This window comes from Yoonia sp. (assembly GCF_965660735.1).
Taxonomy (GTDB): domain Bacteria; phylum Pseudomonadota; class Alphaproteobacteria; order Rhodobacterales; family Rhodobacteraceae; genus Yoonia.
The window spans coordinates 51367-68705 of the sequence record NZ_CBFIBD010000001.1; the positions used below are offsets into that span (position 1 = coordinate 51367).

At 59.9% G+C, this 17339-nt stretch carries 16 protein-coding genes; 12 read left to right on the plus strand and 4 right to left on the minus strand.

Annotated features, from left to right (window positions below):
• Positions 1-10 precede the first annotated feature (10 nt).
• The 6 genes from tsaE to trxA are packed head-to-tail and all read left to right on the plus strand — an operon-like array spanning position 11 to position 8733.
• Positions 11-475, plus strand: coding sequence for a tRNA (adenosine(37)-N6)-threonylcarbamoyltransferase complex ATPase subunit type 1 TsaE (tsaE, locus tag ACTG4B_RS00260; protein WP_439153659.1), 465 nt, complete (start codon positions 11-13; stop codon positions 473-475).
• Entirely contained in the window at positions 468-1439 is a 972-nt protein-coding gene (locus ACTG4B_RS00265) for an aminoglycoside phosphotransferase family protein (RefSeq protein ID WP_439153660.1), read from the plus strand. The genes tsaE and ACTG4B_RS00265 overlap by 8 nt, the downstream gene beginning before the upstream one ends.
• Positions 1436-2101 carry a nucleotidyltransferase family protein gene (locus tag ACTG4B_RS00270; RefSeq protein ID WP_439153661.1) on the plus strand — a complete coding sequence of 222 codons (666 nt, stop codon included), beginning with the start codon at positions 1436-1438 and terminating at the stop codon, positions 2099-2101. Before ACTG4B_RS00265 ends, ACTG4B_RS00270 begins: the two co-directional genes overlap by 4 nt.
• On the plus strand, positions 2094-5018 hold the full coding sequence (addB, locus tag ACTG4B_RS00275; RefSeq protein WP_439153662.1) for a double-strand break repair protein AddB: 2925 nt from the start codon (positions 2094-2096) through the stop codon (positions 5016-5018). Before ACTG4B_RS00270 ends, addB begins: the two co-directional genes overlap by 8 nt.
• Positions 5015-8353, plus strand: a complete 3339-nt coding sequence (gene addA, locus ACTG4B_RS00280; protein ID WP_439153663.1) for a double-strand break repair helicase AddA — start codon at positions 5015-5017, stop codon at positions 8351-8353. The genes addB and addA overlap by 4 nt, the downstream gene beginning before the upstream one ends.
• Before the next feature lie 59 nt (positions 8354-8412).
• Complete coding sequence (gene trxA, locus ACTG4B_RS00285) at positions 8413-8733, plus strand: thioredoxin (protein WP_439153664.1); 321 nt, start codon at positions 8413-8415, stop codon at positions 8731-8733.
• A 51-nt stretch (positions 8734-8784) separates the two neighbouring features.
• Here the strand turns inward: trxA and ACTG4B_RS00290 are convergent, their stop codons facing one another.
• Complete coding sequence (locus tag ACTG4B_RS00290) at positions 8785-9702, minus strand: capsular polysaccharide export protein, LipB/KpsS family (RefSeq protein ID WP_439153665.1); 918 nt, start codon at positions 9700-9702, stop codon at positions 8785-8787.
• Positions 9703-9801: 99 nt separating this feature from the next.
• Between ACTG4B_RS00290 and hslV the strand changes: the two genes are divergently transcribed.
• Genes hslV through ACTG4B_RS00310 form a run of 4 tightly spaced genes read left to right on the plus strand, consistent with a single transcriptional unit; the run spans position 9802 to position 14026 of the window.
• Positions 9802-10356, plus strand: a complete 555-nt coding sequence (gene hslV / locus ACTG4B_RS00295) for an ATP-dependent protease subunit HslV (protein ID WP_439153666.1) — start codon at positions 9802-9804, stop codon at positions 10354-10356.
• Positions 10353-11420 (plus strand): hypothetical protein, encoded by a 1068-nt coding sequence (locus ACTG4B_RS00300; RefSeq protein WP_439153667.1) that lies wholly within the window; start codon positions 10353-10355, stop codon positions 11418-11420. Before hslV ends, ACTG4B_RS00300 begins: the two co-directional genes overlap by 4 nt.
• An 8-nt stretch (positions 11421-11428) precedes the next feature.
• A complete protein-coding gene (gene hslU, locus ACTG4B_RS00305; RefSeq protein ID WP_439153668.1) occupies positions 11429-12733 on the plus strand; it encodes an ATP-dependent protease ATPase subunit HslU in 1305 nt (434 codons plus the stop codon).
• Between the two features lie 57 nt (positions 12734-12790).
• The gene (locus tag ACTG4B_RS00310; RefSeq protein ID WP_439153669.1) at positions 12791-14026 is read left to right on the plus strand and encodes an MFS transporter; all 1236 of its coding nucleotides are present in this window, start codon (positions 12791-12793) and stop codon (positions 14024-14026) included.
• Here the strand turns inward: ACTG4B_RS00310 and ACTG4B_RS00315 are convergent.
• From ACTG4B_RS00315 to ACTG4B_RS00325, 3 genes are read right to left on the minus strand one after another with little or no spacing between them, the layout of a single operon-like run.
• Positions 14009-14596, minus strand: coding sequence for a Smr/MutS family protein (locus ACTG4B_RS00315; protein WP_439153670.1), 588 nt, complete (start codon positions 14594-14596; stop codon positions 14009-14011). The two genes, ACTG4B_RS00310 and ACTG4B_RS00315, sit on opposite strands and share 18 nt — an antisense overlap.
• Complete coding sequence (mltA, locus tag ACTG4B_RS00320) at positions 14596-15522, minus strand: murein transglycosylase A (protein ID WP_439153671.1); 927 nt, start codon at positions 15520-15522, stop codon at positions 14596-14598. Before mltA ends, ACTG4B_RS00315 begins: the two co-directional genes overlap by 1 nt.
• A gap of 19 nt (positions 15523-15541) precedes the next feature.
• Positions 15542-16204: a Tim44/TimA family putative adaptor protein gene (locus ACTG4B_RS00325; protein ID WP_439153853.1), complete on the minus strand. Its 663-nt coding sequence runs from the start codon at positions 16202-16204 to the stop codon at positions 15542-15544.
• A 111-nt stretch (positions 16205-16315) separates the two neighbouring features.
• Between ACTG4B_RS00325 and ACTG4B_RS00330 the strand changes: the two genes are divergently transcribed.
• Both ACTG4B_RS00330 and secB read left to right on the plus strand, forming a co-directional pair.
• Positions 16316-16786 carry an FxsA family protein gene (locus ACTG4B_RS00330; RefSeq protein WP_439153672.1) on the plus strand — a complete coding sequence of 157 codons (471 nt, stop codon included), beginning with the start codon at positions 16316-16318 and terminating at the stop codon, positions 16784-16786.
• A 57-nt stretch (positions 16787-16843) separates the two neighbouring features.
• Positions 16844-17338 (plus strand): protein-export chaperone SecB, encoded by a 495-nt coding sequence (secB, locus tag ACTG4B_RS00335; protein WP_439153673.1) that lies wholly within the window; start codon positions 16844-16846, stop codon positions 17336-17338.
• Position 17339 lies beyond the last annotated feature (1 nt).

Genomic DNA, 17339 nt, shown 5'->3' on the forward strand with positions numbered 1-17339 from the left:
TCTCGGCACTATGTTCTCTCATCCTATTCATCTGTCACTTCCACAGGAATCCGATACCGTTGAACTGGCCGGCCGGATTGCACCGCGCTTGCGGCGAGGGGATGTGATCCTGCTGGACGGACCGATCGGTGCCGGAAAATCGGCCTTTTGCCGCGCGCTGATCCGTGCGCGTCTTGGCCGAATGGAAGATGTGCCATCCCCGACCTTCACGCTCGTGCAAACCTACGAGGATCCGCACGGCGATATCTGGCATTGCGACCTGTATCGGCTGACCCACCCTGAAGAGGTTTTCGAGTTGGGGTTGGACGACGCTTTTGCCGATGCGATCTGCCTGATCGAATGGCCCGACCGGCTGGGCGATGCCGCACCGCCCGATGCGTTGCGCCTGCACTTTGCCGCCCGTGACGAAGGCCATAGTGTTGTTGTCGATGCGCCCCAAAGATGGCGTGCGCGCCTTGGCGATTTGAATGACTGAGCGCGCCCTGCTGATCGACAGATTTATTGCAACCTCTGTCTGGGCTGGCTGGCAGCGCATGCCGTTGGCGGGCGATGCATCCGCACGCCGATATCTGCGGCTGTCCCAGGATACGCACAGCGTCATCCTGATGGACGCCCCACCTGATAACGGCGAAGACACACGACCGTTTGCACGGATGGCCGACTGGCTGGCGTCGGTCGGGCTATGCCCGCCGCAGGTTTTGACGCATGACGCCGACAACGGGATCATGGTGCTGTCTGATCTGGGGACAGACGTATTTGCCCGCTGGTTGGCGCGGCATCCGGACGATTCTGGCACGCTTTATACAGCGGCGGTCGATGTGCTGGCGCAACTGCACGGACAAGTCGCCGATCAAAGCCTGCCCCGGATGACCCCGCAGGTCGCGGGCGACATGGTTGCCATCACCGGCGAATTTTATGCCCGGGCAACGGTCGCTGATCTGATCGCAGAACTCCGTACACATTTCGAGGCTCATGCGCCGCATGCCGATACGCTGGCGCTGCGCGATTTTCATGCAGAAAACCTGATCTGGCGGCCTGATCGGGGCGGGACTGCGCGCGTCGGCTTGTTGGATTTTCAGGATGCGTTCATAGCGCCGGCGGGTTACGATCTGGCATCGTTGCTGCGGGATGCGCGACGCGATGTTGATGCGGGGCTGGCCGAACGAATGACAGAGTATTTCATGCAGGCAACTGGCGCTGGCCCCGCGTTTCGCGCGCAACTTGCTTGCCTTGGCGCCCAGCGCAATCTGCGCATTTTGGGGGTGTTCGCCCGCTTGGCCAATACGCGCGGCAAGCCGCAATATATCGACCTTATCCCCCGCGTCTGGGAAAATCTGCTGCGAGATCTGGCCCATCCAGCCCTCGGCCGACTGCGTGCAGCGACACTGGATTGCCTGCCCGCACCAGATGCCCGCCACCTGCAAAGCCTGCGCGCATGACCACACCGGTCCTGTTATTCGCAGCCGGGCTGGGCACACGCATGGGCGAACTGACCCATGACCGGCCAAAGGCGTTGGTTCCCGTGGCCGGCCGTGCATTGATCGACCATGCGCTGGACCTGACGACTGGTATCGGCCCGCTTGTGGTGAATGCGCATTACAAGGCCGACATGCTGCGCACCCATCTGGCCGGGCGCGATATCACCATTTCCGACGAAACCGACCTGCTGCGCGAAACCGGTGGCGGATTACGCCATGCGATGCCTTTGCTGCCCGGAAATCCCGTGATCACGATGAATACCGATGCGATCTGGCGCGGCCCCAATCCCGTCACCCAGCTGCGCGGCGCGTGGCGCGAGGGGATGGAGGCGCTGTTGTTGCTGGTTCCCACCGCGCAGGTCACCGGGCACAAGGGCAAGGGTGATTTTACGGTAGACAGTGCTGGGCGCCTCACACGCGCACCCGCGCATATTTATACCGGCTTGCAGATGATCCGCACCGACACCATTGGCGGGATCGCAGCAGAGGTTTTTTCGATGAACGTTGTCTGGGATCAGATGGCGACACGCGGCGCGCTATATGGCGTTGTCTATGATGGCCAGTGGTGCGACGTCGGCCAACCCGAAAGCATCCCCCTGGCAGAGGCAATGTTGCATGTTTGACCCCAGCGCCAGCCCCCGCATCTTTGGCACGCCCCCCGGCGTGGACTTTGCCCTGGGGCTGGTGCGCGGGCTGGAGGCCCGCAGCACAGGCATGACCCCCGCCAATTGGGCACAAGTCGAGGTTTATGTGAACACCACAAGAATGCAGCGCCGCATTCGCGATGTATTCGATGCAGGCCCGCCGCGCCTGTTGCCGCGTATCCGGCTGATCACCGATCTGGCGATGGACCCACTGGCAGACATGCCGCCCCCGGTGTCGCCCCTGCGGCGGCGGCTGGAACTGGCGCAATTCGTGGCCAAGTTGCTGGAACAGGAACCCGACCTTGCGCCGCGCACGGCACTTTATGATCTGTCCGACAGTCTGGCAAAACTGATGGACGAATTGCAGGGCGAGGGGGTCAGCCCCGATACGATTGCCGGTCTTGATGTGACCGACCAGTCAGGCCATTGGGACAGGGCGTTGCGCTTCTTGAAGATCATCGCCCCGTTCTTTGGCGACACACCCGAAGCGCCCGACAAGGAAGCGCGCCAGCGCCTGATCATCACAGCGCTTGCCGAACGCTGGGCCGATGACCCGCCGCAACACCCCATCATTATTGCCGGGTCCACCGGATCGCGTGGTGCGACCGCGTTATTCATGCAAGCGGTGGCGCGTCTGCCGCAAGGGGCCATCGTGTTACCGGGGTTCGATAACGATCTTCCCGATGCTGTGTGGCAGAGCATGGATGATGCCCTGACCGCCGAGGATCACCCGCAATACCGCTTTCGCCATCTAATGGACCTGATCGGCTTTAGGCCAAGTGACGTCGCGCCGTGGTCGGACATTGCGCCTGTGCGCCCCGCGCGAAACCGCCTTGTATCGCTGTCACTGCGTCCCGCGCCAGTGACAAACCAGTGGCTGACAGAAGGGCCGGAACTTGGCTGCATGATCGCCGCGACAGAAGGGCTGACGCTGCTCGAGGCGGCATCGCCGCGGGCAGAGGCCGAAACGATTGCCCTGCGCCTCCGCCAGGCGGCGCAGGACGGCACAACCGCCGCGCTGATCTCTTCCGACCGGATGCTGACCCGGCAGGTGACGGCCGCGCTGGATCGCTGGGATATTACACCCGATGACAGCGCGGGCCTGCCACTGGCCCTGTCACCGCCGGGGCGGTTCTTGCGCCATGTTGCAGACCTGTTCGGCAAACCACTGACGGGGGCTGCGTTGCTGAGCTTGCTGAAACATCCGCTATGTCATTCCGGCGGGTCGAAACGCGGGCCTCATCTGCTGCACACACGAGAGCTGGAACTGCATCTACGGCGCTGGGGGCCACCCTTTCCCACCGCGCAAACGCTGGCGAAATGGGCGGGCGACCAGCCTTACCGGCAGGCCTGGGTTACGTGGCTGGCAAACTTGGTCGCTTTGGTTGATGCTGCGTCTGATCTGCCGTTGCCGGAACATGTAACCCGGCATCTGGCATTGGCAGAGGCCTTTGCCAAAGGGCCAAACGGGGACGATAGCGGCGCGCTTTGGCAAGAGGCCGCAGGACGCGAGGCGCGCCGCATATGCGATACGCTGATCCAGAACGCCGACGCCGGTGGCATCATGACCCCGCGCGACTATGCAGCGCTGTTCGGGGCCGTCATTGCCGAAGGGGTCGTGCGCGACCGCGACAAGGGCCACCCTGGCATCCTGATCTGGGGCACGCTGGAAGCGCGCGTGCATGGCGTGGACCTGACAATTCTGGGCGGGATGAACGACGGCACATGGCCCGAGGCACCACCCCCCGACCCATGGCTGAACCGGACCATGCGCAAGGCCGCAGGGCTGTTGTTGCCGGAACGCCGGATCGGCCTGTCAGCGCATGATTATCAACAGGCGATGGCAGGGCAGGAGGTTTGGATCTCCCGCGCAAAGCGGTCATCGGACGCTGAAACCGTGCCGTCGCGCTGGGTGAACCGGCTGACAAACCTGCTAAACGGTTTGCCTGATCAGAACGGGCCTGCCGCGCTGCGTGCGATGCAGGCGCGGGGTGATCACTGGGCTGCCATGGCGGCTGGGCTCTCGGGCCCGACGGGCCGGACCGACCCGGCCAGACGCCCCGCACCCTGCCCGCCTGTCGCAGCGCGCCCGACGGAAATATCGGTGACGCAGGTCAAAACCCTGATCCGCGACCCATTTGCCATCTATGCCCGCAAGGTGCTGCGCCTGAACAAACTGGACCCGCTGCTGCCCACTGCCGATGCGCCGCTGCGCGGGATCATCGTGCATAAGATATTGGAACGGTTCATTGCAGAAGGCCACGCACCGGCTGACCGTGCCGCCCTGATGCAGATTGCCGAACAGGAATTTGCCGCACAGTGCCCATGGCCGACAATCCGCGCGCAATGGCTGGCGCGCATGGTGCGGTCCGCCGATATCTTTCTGATCGAAGAGATCGCGCGGCAGGCCCTGGCCGATACCCGCAAAGTCGAGCTTTGGGGGAAAATCAACGTGCCACAGGTTGGCATTACCCTGACCTGCAAGGCCGACCGGATCGATGTGACGCCGGACGGTCCCGCACTGATCTATGACTATAAGACCGGCGTGGTCCCAACCGCACCACAACAGGAAAAATTCGACAAGCAACTGCTGCTTGAGGCCGCGATGGTGGAGCGCGGCGCGTTTGAGAAACTTGGCAAGGTTCCCGTGCAGGCAGCGTATTTCCTTGGGATCAATCCCGCAATGAAAACTGCCGCCGCACCGCTGAATAAACAACCCCCCGATCAGGTCTGGGCCGATTTCACCACGTTGCTGACAAACTGGCAAAGGATCGACCGGGGCTATACCGCCCGCATGGCGCTGTTCTCCAAGAGCGACCGCAGCGATTACGATCACCTGTCGCGCTTTGGCGAATGGGATATAAGCGATGCCCCGCATCCAGAGGTGCTGACATGATGCGCGATGCTGCCACCCAAAGGCAGGTCGATGCCGCCGACCCGGGCAATTCCACGTGGCTGTCGGCCAATGCCGGGTCGGGCAAGACTCGCGTGCTGACTGACCGGGTCGCGCGTCTGTTGCTGGACAGCGTGGACCCGCAGAACATCCTGTGTCTGACCTATACCAAGGCGGCCGCAGCCGAAATGCAGAACCGCCTGTTCAAGCGGTTGGGCGCATGGGCGATGATGGCCGATGACGCCTTGCGCGATGACCTGCGCACGCTGGGCGTTGACCGTGTGATCGATGCCGATCAATTGCGCGCGGCGCGCACGCTGTTTGCCCGCGCGATCGAAACGCCGGGTGGCCTGAAAATCCAGACGATCCATTCATTCTGTGCCGGGATCCTGCGCCGCTTTCCGCTCGAGGCCGGGGTCAGCCCACAATTTCGCGAAATGGAAGATCGCGATGCGGAACTGCTGCGCGCCGAAGTGATGGACGATCTGGTGACCGGCAGTGATGCGCAGACGGTGCATGACGTGCTGGCGTTTTTCACTGGCGATGATCTGGCGAAGCTGACAGCCGAGGTGGCGGGCAAACGGGATTATTTTGCGCAGGATGCAGATGAAGCAGACCTTAGGAAAGCACTTGACCTGTCGCCCGGATCGCGACGCGAAGATGCGCTTGCCATGGCCTTTGGCGGGGATGAAAGCGCCATCGCCGCCGAAGTCGCGGAATGCTTTGCTGGTCAGTCAAAGACCTATCAGAATTTCGCGGCACAGCTGAAAGGTTTGAATTACGAAAGACCTGATTGGGGCGGGTTAGAGACACTTTTTTCGCTTTTCCTGTATGCAGGCACCTGCAATTCCAAGTCGGTCAATTTCCCGCAAAGCAACCACGGCAAGGCGGTCGAGGCACTGGCCCCCGTCGCCGATGCCGTTCACGACTGGATGGACAGGGTTGCCACCGCCAAGGCGCATTTATGGGCGATGGATGCGTTGGAACGCACGGTTGCGATCTATCGCTTTGGCCGTGCGTTCGTGCCTGCCTACGAGGCGCGCAAGCTGGCAATGGGTGCGCTGGATTTCGATGATCTGATCCGCAAGGCACGCGCCCTTTTGACCGACCCAAGCGTCGCGCAATGGGTCTTGTTCCGGCTGGACGGCGGGATTGATCATGTGCTGGTGGACGAAGCCCAGGACACCAGCCCGACCCAATGGGCGGTGATCGAACGGCTGACGCAGGAATTTGCCGCCGGGGTCGGCGCGCGGCCAGATCGCGAACGCACGGTTTTCGTCGTGGGCGACAAGAAGCAGTCGATCTATTCGTTCCAGGGCGCCGACCCTGACGCCTTTGACCAGATGAGAACACTGTTCAAGGATGCGCACCATGCTGTGCAAAAGCCATTTGCGATCACATCATTGGACCATTCGTTCCGATCATCCCAGGCAATCCTGTCGGTAGTAGACGCAACCTTTAGCGAGGACCGCGCCACCGGAATGGATGATGACCTGAACCATATCGCGTTCAAGGAAAACATGCCCGGCCGCGTCGATCTGTGGCCGGTGATCGCAAAGGCCGACAAGGCTGACGACCGCAATTGGTGGGATCCTGTCGATCAGCCCGGCGAAATGGATCACACCGTGCTGATGGCCGCCCAAGTTGCCGACCAGATCAAGCGGATGATCGCACAGGACACAATCCCAGAGGAAATCGAGAACACCGGCGATTTCCGCCGCCGCCCGATCACAGAGGGCGATTTTCTGATCCTTGTGCAGCGCCGGTCAGATCTGTTCGCAGAGATCATCCGCGCCTGCAAAGCCGCCAAACTGAAAATCGCGGGGGCGGACCGTTTGCGCGTCGGGGCCGAACTGGCGGTCAAGGATCTGGCCGCGCTGCTGAGTTTTCTGGCCTTGCCAGAGGATGACCTGTCACTGGCCGCCACCCTGCGGTCGCCGCTGTTCGACTGGTCGGAACAGGATCTGTTCACGCTGGCGCATCATCGTCTGGAAAAGGGCCATCTGTGGCCCGCGCTACGCAATGGGGATTACCCCGAAACGCTGACGATACTGAACGATCTGAGACGCGAGGCGGACTTTCTGCGCCCCTATGACCTGATCGAACGCATTCTGACCCGCCATGACGGACGGCGCAAACTGCTGGCGCGTCTGGGGCCAGAGGCCGAGGATGGTATCGACGCCTTGCTGTCGCAGGCGCTATCTTATGAAAGCACCGGCGTGCCCAGCCTGACGGGGTTCCTTATCTGGATGGAAACCGACGATCTGCAAGTCAAGCGCCAGATGGACAGCCAGGGCGACCAAATCCGCGTGATGACCGTGCACGGCGCCAAGGGGCTGGAGGCGCCGATTGTCATTCTGCCCGACACGGCAAAACGGGATATACAGATAAAATCCGAACTGCTGCCAGCTGACGAACATCTGGTCTGGAAAACACCCGCAAGGGAAAGCCCACCCACCGTGGCGGCCCTGCGCGACGCGGTCATCGCCAAACAGGCGCGAGAGCGGCTGCGCCTGTTATATGTCGCGATGACGCGCGCTGAAAAATGGCTGATTGTGGGTGCCGCGGGCGATGTGGGCAAAGCCGATGACAGTTGGTACAATATCGTGGCCAGCGGTATGGCCCAGCGCGGCGATTATGATGCAACGGCGGGCGATCTGGCAATCAGACGCGTATCACATCTTGAATGGGACGCAGGCGCGTTCGCCACGTCTGAACCCGATCCGACGCCACAAGTCACCCTGCCTGTCTTTGGCATGCTGCCTGCCGTTACACGGATCACAACCCGCGCACCCTCTGATCTGCCGGGCGCCAAGACGCTGCCGGGTGATCCCGGTGCCGCTGACGAAGACGCGATGGAACGCGGGACGCTGATCCACCGGTTGTTGGAACATCTGCCGCTTGTCGCGCCAACCGAACGGATGGCGCTGGGCTTGCGCCTGATCGAACGGCAGGATCCCGCGCTGGTATCGCAAGTAATCGGCCTGCTGGACACACCCGCATTGGCCCATCTTTGGGACGGGAATGCGCTGACAGAGGTGGATGTGACAGCGGATATTCCCGGCATTGGCCGCATACACGGTGCCATCGACCGACTACTGGTCATGCCCGATCATGTGCTGGCGGTTGATTACAAATCGAATACGGTCGTGCCCGAAACAGCGGCACAGACGCCCGACGGGCTGCTGCGGCAAATGGCGGTCTATCACCATGCTTTGGGCCAGATTTTCCCGGACCACGACGTCAAAGTCGCGATCCTGTGGACACAAACTGCAGTGCTCATGCCGCTGGGCGCGGATTTGCTTCACGATACGTTGGTGCTTGTATCCCCGGCTTGACCATCCCCAGCCGGGTGCCTACCTAGAAAGAATGTTAATTTTCGCCAAGGAGTAGGCCGATGGCAACCGTAGCCGTAACAGATGCAACTTTTGACGCCGAAGTGCGCCAGTCTGACATTCCCGTGGTCGTGGATTTCTGGGCCGAATGGTGCGGACCCTGCCGGATGATCGGCCCCGCTTTGGAAGAAATCTCCAACGAGATGGCGGGCAAGGTCAAGATCGTCAAAGTGAACGTGGACGAAAACCCCAATTCCCCTGCCCAGCTTGGCGTGCGCGGCATCCCCGCGATGTTCCTTTTCAAGGACGGCCAGGTCGTATCGAACAAAACCGGTGCCGCCCCCAAGGCCGCATTGGAAGGCTGGATCAAAGAATCGATCTAAGCGTTCTGTCGTTTTCGAAAACAGGCGTCCCACCGGGGCGCCTTTTTTGTCTCAGACAGGCCAGCCGTGGCCGCGCAGCACTGTGCGGATCTTTTGCAAAACCTCGGGTCGTCCAGCATTGATCGACCGTTTCTGCAGAAACCAATACAGATAGGCCGCATAGTCGGGTTCGTGCCGGTCAACCCGCGCAAACGCCTCTGCCAACCCGATGTCACCGACATTCAGCGCAATATGATGAAAATCAGTCTTGCCGAACAGGACCAATGGTTTGCCAAAGAAATATCCCATGAACCCAGCGCCTGAATTCTGGGTAACGACATAATCGCAGTTTCTTAGATACCGTTCCATTCCACCGCTGCGCACATCAAGCCGACTATGGTCGTGCATCAGCGCATTCAGCGCATCTTGTTCCAGAGGGCTGTAATCCTCTGATGGATGCAGCGTGACGATCACCTTGCGACCTGGATCGTGATCCAGGACCGCCTGCACCATGTCGATCGGGCTACAAAACTGGAACGACCGGCAGGTTGTCAGGTGCCCTTGCAGGGGCACATAAACAAACCCGTCCCGTGTAGCCTGTGCAGGACCTTCATCAAAAAGGCGGTTTTGCCAGAACCGATAGAAATCTGCAGCCTTGGTCGGATTCTGTGCGCAGGGACTGAATTGCGCATGCGCAACGGGCCAATCCCAGCGTTTGCCTTGCCTTTCGATATGCCAAAACGGGTAAAGATATGTCCGCCGCAATGTCAGGCCCCGCGCGGTGGCGGGGTTTTCCATCAGATGCAGGCTGCGTCCGGGCCGTGCAATGGCACGTAGGCGCGCTGCGTCGGTGTCATCGTCAAAGGCCACGGTCATACCCGCGCTTGTCAGCACCTCGGAAAGTTTCAACATGAAATTGTGACGCCCCGCCATTGCTTGCTGACGCAGATTGTCATGCAAATAGAAGGTGACTGTGTTTTCTTCGCTCATGGTGCAGACGCTAGCGGCACAGCGTTCCGTGAACAAGCTGTCGGGGTTGTTTGCCCGCGCCTTGCCCGCCATATAAGACCGAACGAACAGGAGCGGACAATGGCAAGTGAACAATTCCCCGGCTGGCATGGCACCACGATCATTGGTGTGCGCAAGGGTGGCAAGGTGGTCATCGCCGGTGACGGGCAGGTCAGTCTGGGCCAGACCGTGATCAAGGGCACCGCCCGCAAGGTCCGCCGCCTTTCCCCCGGCGGGCAGGATGTGATCGCCGGTTTCGCCGGATCGACCGCCGATGCATTCACCCTGTTGGAACGCCTTGAAAAAAAGCTGGAGGCAACACCGGGGCAATTGGCCCGGGCGAGTGTCGAACTTGCCAAGGACTGGCGCACAGACAAGTATCTTCAAAAGCTGGAGGCATTCCTGATCGTCAGCGATGGCAAGGAATTGTTCGTGATCACCGGCGCGGGTGATGTTTTGGAACCCGAACATGACATCGCCGCCATTGGATCGGGTGGGAACTATGCCCTTGCCGCCGGGCGCGCGCTGATGAGCACCGACCTGTCAGCCGAGGAGATCGCCCGCCGTGCGATGGCGATTGCCGCGGATATCTGTGTCTATACAAACGGCAACTTGACGGTGGAAAGCATCGGATGATCGAACGCGACGATCTTCGGGCTGCGATCAGCAGCGGATTGCTGAACGAAAAACAGGCCGCCGGCCTTGTTTCCCTTGCCGATCGTCGGCGGGACGCGCGCGAAAACCTGACGGTCGGTGATGAACCTTTTGAACTGTTCAAAGGCTTTAACGAGATTTTCATCGTCATAGGCCTGATCATTCTCGCGTTTGGCTGGTCGGGTGTGACATCGCTGGCTTTCGGTGACCAGATTGTCGATGTAACCCGATACGCGGCGATGATCGCTGCGGCCGGCGGCGCCATGCTGTGGCTTTTATCGGAATATTTCATCCGCAGACGTCGGATGGTGGCCCCGGCGATTGCGCTATCTGTAATGTTCGCCGGTAATGCGGCGTTCGGGTTCATATCGGGCATGATGCAACCCTTCATGGTTGCGCAAAACGATTTCAGCAGCTTGCCTCTGCCCCTGTTTCTGGCGACCGTCACGCTGGCGGTTTATTGGTGGCGGTTCCGCGTGCCCTTTGCCATGGCGATGATTGCCGTGGGCCTGTTTGCCGTTGCCATTGTCTTTGCCGCCAGCCGGGTTGGGCGGATTGAAAGTTTCAGCGACCTGTTTCTGCTGTCAGCGGGCGGGCCTTTTGCCTTTATCACGCTGGCGCTGGGGTTGGCGGTGTTTGCCGTTGCGATGGTTTTCGACATGAGCGACCCGCACCGCGTGACCCGGCGCAGCGCCAATGGCTTTTGGTTGCACGTGGTCGCGGCCCCTGCGTTGGTCAATACCGTTGCACTGACCCTGCTCGATACCGATGCCTTTGTGGCTGATGTCGTTTTGCTGGGTTTTCTTGCCTTTTTCGCCCTTATTGCCATTGTCATTGACCGGCGTTCATTTCTGATCGCCGCAATCGGTTACATCGTGACCCTTGCCGCCACCGTAATGGATGGCGACGGTGCCGCGCTGACCGTGCTGATCCTTGGCATTGTCCTGCTTTTGCTGGGTGCGTTCTGGGAACGTATCCGGGCCCGCATTCTGCGCCTGATGCCGGGGATCATCCCCCTGCACCGGCTTCCTCCTACCCATAATTAAGGACTGACATGACAGACCTGACCCCCCGTGAAATCGTATCTGAACTGGACCGGTTCATCATCGGCCAGAAAGAGGCCAAGCGCGCCGTCGCCGTGGCCCTGCGCAACCGCTGGCGGCGCAAACAGCTGGGCGATGATCTGCGCGATGAGGTGTATCCAAAGAACATCCTGATGATAGGGCCCACCGGCGTCGGCAAAACCGAGATTTCCCGTCGTCTGGCGAAACTGGCCCGCGCGCCGTTCATCAAGGTTGAAGCAACCAAGTTCACCGAAGTCGGATATGTCGGGCGCGATGTGGAACAGATCATTCGCGATCTGGTCGATACCGCGATCCTGGACACCCGCGAACACATGCGCGAGGACGTCAAGGCTAACGCCCAGAAAGCCGCAGAAGAACGTGTGATCACTGCCGTCGCCGGCACCGACGCACGCGAGGCCACACGCGAGATGTTTCGCAAGAAACTGAAGGCGGGTGATCTGGATGATACCGTGATCGAACTGGAACTGGCCGATACGTCAAACCCGCTGGGTGGTTTTGAAGTCCCCGGTCAACCCGGTGGCATGGGCGGCATGATGAACCTTGGAGAGCTGTTTGGCAAAATGGGTGGCCGGACCGTCAAGAAACGGATGACCGTCGCTGATAGCTATGAGGCGCTGATCGCTGACGAGGCGGACAAGCTGCTGGACGATGAAACCGTGACCAAGGCCGCGATGGAAGCCGTGGAGCAGAACGGCATCGTCTTTCTGGATGAGATCGACAAGGTCTGCGCCCGCGCCGATGCGCGTGGTGCCGACGTGTCCCGCGAAGGCGTTCAGCGCGACCTGCTGCCCCTGATCGAAGGCACGACGGTTTCCACCAAACATGGCCCGATAAAGACCGACCATATCCTGTTCATCGCATCCGGTGCGTTTCATGTGGCCAAACCATCTGACCTGCTGCCCGAATTGCAGGGCCGCCTGCCGATCCGGGTGGAACTGCGCGCCCTGACGATGGAGGATTTCGTGCGCATCCTGACGGAAACCGATAACGCGCTGACACGGCAATATTCCGCCCTGATGAAAACCGAAGATGTCACCGTCACCTTTACCCAGGACGGTATTGCAGCACTAGCCAAAATCGCGGCGGAAGTGAATGAAGCGGTGGAAAACATCGGTGCGCGTAGGCTTTATACAGTGATGGAACGCGTGTTCGAGGATCTGTCGTTCAACGCGCCTGACCAGGGCGGCGACGAAATTGCGGTCGACGCAGACTTTGTCGAAAAGCATTTGGGCGCATTGTCCCGGTCGGTAGATATCAGCCGCTACGTGCTTTGATCCGTTGCCGGTGATTTAGACCTTTCACATCCTGCATGTCAGGATCAAAAAGGACGGGTGACCGGTTTCGCCTCATACCTGCGGTTTGTCCGCGAAAACGCCCCGTTTCTGTTGGTCGGTGTGTTGCTGACAATGCTGTCCAGCTTTGGCCAGACGTTCTTTATTGCCGTGTTCGGCGGGGATATTCGTGCGGCCTTTGGGTTGTCGAACGGCGATTGGGGGCTGATCTATATGCTGGGCACCGGCGCCTCGGCTGTCGCGATGCTGTTTGCAGGCGGTCTGGTCGACAGGTTTCGTGTGCGCACCCTTGGGATCGCGGTTGTCGGATTGCTGGCGGTGTCTTGTCTGGCGATGGCGTTTAACCCTTACGCCGCTGTTCTGCCGCTGGTAATTTTTGCGCTCCGGTTCTTCGGACAAGGCATGGCCAGCCATGTGGCGATTGTTGCCATGGCGCGCTGGTTCATCGCGACACGGGGGCGCGCACTTGCGATTGCGTCGCTAGGATTCATGCTGGCCGAGGCGGTGATGCCGCTGACGCTGGTGTGGCTGAAAGGGTTTGTTCCATGGCAGACGCTGTGGATTGGGGCAGCGGTTTTCGCGGTGCTGATGATGCCCGTGCTGCACAGGTTGCTGCGGTTGGAACGCACCCCGCAATCAGGCACCGATGAAAACGATGCCACAGGTATGGATGGCAAACATTGGACCCGCAGACAGGCGCTGCGCCATCCGCTGTTCTGGGCGCTGGTTCCGGCCATCATGTTCTTTCCCGCTTTCGGCACCGCGTTCTGGTTTCATCAGGTGCATTTTGCCGCGATCAAGGGCTGGGATCACCTGAGTCTTGTCGCGGTATTCCCGCTTGGCACAGCAACATTCATGGCCGCCACATTTCTTTATGGCTGGGCGATTGACCGGTTCGGGGCGGGGCGGTTGTTTCCGATCTATCTGTTGCCGCTCTGTGTCGGGTTCACCTTGCATTGGTATGCGCCAACAGTCGCATGGTCTGCCGCAGGGGTTATCCTGATGGGTCTGGCAGGCGGCGGACAGGCGACGCTGCCCGCTGCGGTCTGGGCGGAATATTACGGCACACGCAACATCGGGTCGATCAAGGCAGCCGTCGCGGCGGTGATGGTACTGGGGTCGGCCATCGGGCCGGGGTTGTCGGGCTGGCTGATCGACATCGGGATCGGTTTTGAACAGCAGATGCTGGGCTATGCGGCATCATTCCTGTTTGCATCGCTTGTCGCGATCATCCCGCTGCGCAAGGCCGGACACCGGCTAGCGGTGCCTGCGTAGATAGACGTAATAGGCACCATGCCCGCCATGTTTCAGATGCGCGGGCGTCACCTGCAAGATCGCGTGGTTCAATGGCGGCAAAGCCAGCCATTGCGGCACCTGATGGCGCAAGACCCCATAGCGCATGGGGATCGGGCCGCCATCGTCCCGGTCCTTGCCCTTGCCAGTGATGACCAGCACCAACCGCCGCCCCAGCGATTGCGACCCAAGGATAAAGGCGACAAGTTCGGGGTGCGCCTCGGCCATGGTCATACCGTGCAGGTCGATCCGGGCCTCTGGTTTCAGCTTGCCGCGGGTCATCTTGCCAAACGATTTGTGATCCATGTTGACCGGCGCACGCGACAGGCGGTCTGTCACGCTGGGCAAGATATCATGCGGTCGGGCGGCATTGGTGGATTGACCAATGCGAAAATCGGGCATCGGGTCTGACCGGCGGACCGGGGGTTTTGGTTTGGGTTTGGGCGATTCACTGGGCATTTCCGGGCGTTTCGGGTCCAGCGGTATGGCACGCTCTGCCACACGATCCCACAGCGCGCGTTCCTCGGGGGACAGGTGACGTGGCCGACGCATCAGACCTGCCCCTTGGGCAAAAGAACGATCATGCGGCCACCATCCTTGACAGAGCCGGCGGTGCGCCCTGCGACATCACCTGTCCCGAAAAAAATATCAGCGCGCTGCGCACCTTTGATGGCTGACCCAGTATCTTGTGCAATCATCAGACGGTGGATGGGATCATCCCCTTGTTTTTCAACCCAGACTGGCGCACCCAGCGGAGTAAACGCGGGATCGACCGCGATTGAGCGACCGGCAGTGATTGAGCGCTGCATCGCACCCAGCGGGCCAAGGTGGGCTGGGATCTCGCTCACTTCACGGAAAAAGACGTAACTTGCGTTTTCCCACAACAGGGCGCGTCCGGCATCAGGGTTTTGGCGGATCCAGTTGCGGATGGCGGTCGCAGACACCTGATCTGACGTGAATATCCCCCGTTTGATCAACGCCTTTCCGACGGATGAATAATCACGCCCGTTCTTGCCCGCGAAACCGACGCGCATCAGATCCCCATCAGGCAAGCAGATGCGGCCTGACCCCTGCACCTGAAGGAAAAACACATCGACAGGATCGGCCAGCCAAGCCAGTTCAAGCCCCTTGTCCGCCAGGGTCATGTCGTCTTCGATCTGGCGGCGCGTCAGATAGGCCGCACCTGGCTTCAGATCATCCGGAAGGGCATAGACAGGGTGTTGATACGGACCACCGCGCTGGCGCGCGCCTTGCAATTCAGGTTCGAAATATCCCGTGAACAACATCGGAGCGCCATCGGTCACCAATACGGGATCAAAATGCGTTTCAAAGAAATTGCGGGGGTCGGCGACTGCCCCCGCAGGATGCGTCAGATCCGGAGAAGTCACCCGGAAAACAGCGAAGGCGGCAGAATGGTCATCTGCCGCCCAACCATTCAGGTCATCAAATCGAAGGCGCTTATATGTCGGCCCTGCCATCACACTGCCTGTCCACGGATCATGCGTCCGTTGCGACAAGCCGCCAGTTCGGGTCGCCGGAATCCATTACACGCGCAAAGGTCCAAGTGTCTTTCTGGCGCTTGATCTCTTTCGGGCTGCCTTCGATGATCTCACCTTCACTGTTGCGCACGACCCATGTCAGCTCACTTTTAAAGCGCACTGTGACTTCGGCCTCTTTGGTGACCTCGTCAAAGCTGGCATCGGTCAGTGTCATGTCACTGATACCGATGAAATTCGCCTCGATCGTGAGGCCTTGACGCTGGCGGTCATCCACGACGGTTGCAAAGGCTTCGTAAATATCCTCGGATATGAAGGGCACGACACTGTCGAGTTCACCCTTTTCAAAGGCCATCAGGATCATTTCATAGGCGCCGCGTGCACCACCAAGGAATTCGGTCACATTGAAAGAAGGATCGACACGTTTCATCGCTGCAAGGGCGCGTGCCGCATCGGAATCTTCCGGGACGTTATCGGTGATGTCCAGATCCGGACCACCCTCGATGACATCGAACGCCGGCTTTTGGCCTGACCTTTCAGAACCTGTGCGGGTCACGGCTGGTTTTTCAAAACCTTCGCGTGTGCCAAGCACCCCACGCAGGCGCAAAATCAGGAACACAGCAATGCCCGCAAGCACCAAAAGCTGAATAATCGGAGAGTTCATTTCGGCCTCTTTCACGTCATGGCATGGAAACCTGTCCATGCGTTTCTTATGTAGGTCACGGTCGGGGCCAAGTCCACCTTACCCCCGCACAAGTTACGAAAGGTTCCGCACATGTGGCTGCTTCTTGCTTTTATTGCCGTTCCAATGATCGAAATCGCCCTGTTTATTCAGGTTGGCGGGGTGATCGGGGTATGGTGGACGCTGCTGATCGTGCTCGCAACTGCGATTGCCGGATCCTATCTGGTGCGCACACAAGGCTTGCGTGAACTATCCAATCTGCAACGGTCGTTTTCAGAGATGGAAGACCCGACAGAACCGCTGGCCAATGGCGCGATGATCCTGTTTGCCGGCGCGCTTTTGCTGACGCCGGGGTTCTTTACAGATATTGTGGGTCTGTCGCTGTTGGTGCCCGGTGTCAGGCGCAAGGCTTATCTGTGGCTTAGGTCACGCATGAAAATCACGACCGTATCGCCGGGTCCGCCACCGCGACAGCCGCGTGACCGTGTGATCGACGGCGAATTCGAGGACGTGACGCCTGATAAAAAGCCTACCCATCGCCCGTCAGGCTGGACGCAGCATTGAGGCCGGCATGATAGGCTGCTAGGAACACGCAAGTTTATTCAACCGGAGTAGTTTCCTATGTCAGAGACACCAGAAAACGGCGCGACACCCGCCGAACAAACCCAAGTCAAAAGCCGCGTGCTGGCCCAGTACATCCGCGATATGTCGTTTGAAAACATCCTTGCACAAAAGGGCGTGACGGGCGATGCGCAACCTGAAATTCAGGTGCAGGTAAACCTTGATGCGCGCAAGCGTTCGGCGGAAAACCAGTACGAGGTGATTACAAAGCTGAACATCACCAGCAAGACCAAGGAAAAGGGCGAACCACTGTTCGTTCTGGAAATCGAATATGCCGGTGTGTTTCAGGTCGAGGGCGTGCCGGACGAACAGATGCACCCCTATCTGCTGATCGAATGCCCGCGCATTACGTTCCCGTTCCTGCGCCGGATCGTCAGCGATGTGACCCGCGATGGCGGTTTCCCCGCGCTGAACCTTGAAACGATTGATTTTATTTCGCTTTATCGCACCGAGCTGGCCCGCAGGGCCGAGGCGGAAAAAGCCAAGGTCAATTAAT

Coding starts and splice junctions, on each gene's coding strand:
- ACTG4B_RS00325 (WP_439153853.1), bottom strand. CDS start 16,204: ATGAACTCTCCGATTATTCAGCTTTTGGTGCTTGCGGGCATTGCTGTG.
- trxA (WP_439153664.1), top strand. CDS start 8,413: ATGGCAACCGTAGCCGTAACAGATGCAACTTTTGACGCCGAAGTGCGC.
- addA (WP_439153663.1), top strand. CDS start 5,015: ATGATGCGCGATGCTGCCACCCAAAGGCAGGTCGATGCCGCCGACCCG.
- mltA (WP_439153671.1), bottom strand. CDS start 15,522: ATGGCAGGGCCGACATATAAGCGCCTTCGATTTGATGACCTGAATGGT.
- ACTG4B_RS00265 (WP_439153660.1), top strand. CDS start 468: ATGACTGAGCGCGCCCTGCTGATCGACAGATTTATTGCAACCTCTGTC.
- hslV (WP_439153666.1), top strand. CDS start 9,802: ATGGCAAGTGAACAATTCCCCGGCTGGCATGGCACCACGATCATTGGT.
- ACTG4B_RS00315 (WP_439153670.1), bottom strand. CDS start 14,596: ATGCGTCGGCCACGTCACCTGTCCCCCGAGGAACGCGCGCTGTGGGAT.
- secB (WP_439153673.1), top strand. CDS start 16,844: ATGTCAGAGACACCAGAAAACGGCGCGACACCCGCCGAACAAACCCAA.
- ACTG4B_RS00290 (WP_439153665.1), bottom strand. CDS start 9,702: ATGAGCGAAGAAAACACAGTCACCTTCTATTTGCATGACAATCTGCGT.
- ACTG4B_RS00330 (WP_439153672.1), top strand. CDS start 16,316: ATGTGGCTGCTTCTTGCTTTTATTGCCGTTCCAATGATCGAAATCGCC.
- ACTG4B_RS00270 (WP_439153661.1), top strand. CDS start 1,436: ATGACCACACCGGTCCTGTTATTCGCAGCCGGGCTGGGCACACGCATG.
- hslU (WP_439153668.1), top strand. CDS start 11,429: ATGACAGACCTGACCCCCCGTGAAATCGTATCTGAACTGGACCGGTTC.
- ACTG4B_RS00300 (WP_439153667.1), top strand. CDS start 10,353: ATGATCGAACGCGACGATCTTCGGGCTGCGATCAGCAGCGGATTGCTG.
- tsaE (WP_439153659.1), top strand. CDS start 11: ATGTTCTCTCATCCTATTCATCTGTCACTTCCACAGGAATCCGATACC.
- addB (WP_439153662.1), top strand. CDS start 2,094: ATGTTTGACCCCAGCGCCAGCCCCCGCATCTTTGGCACGCCCCCCGGC.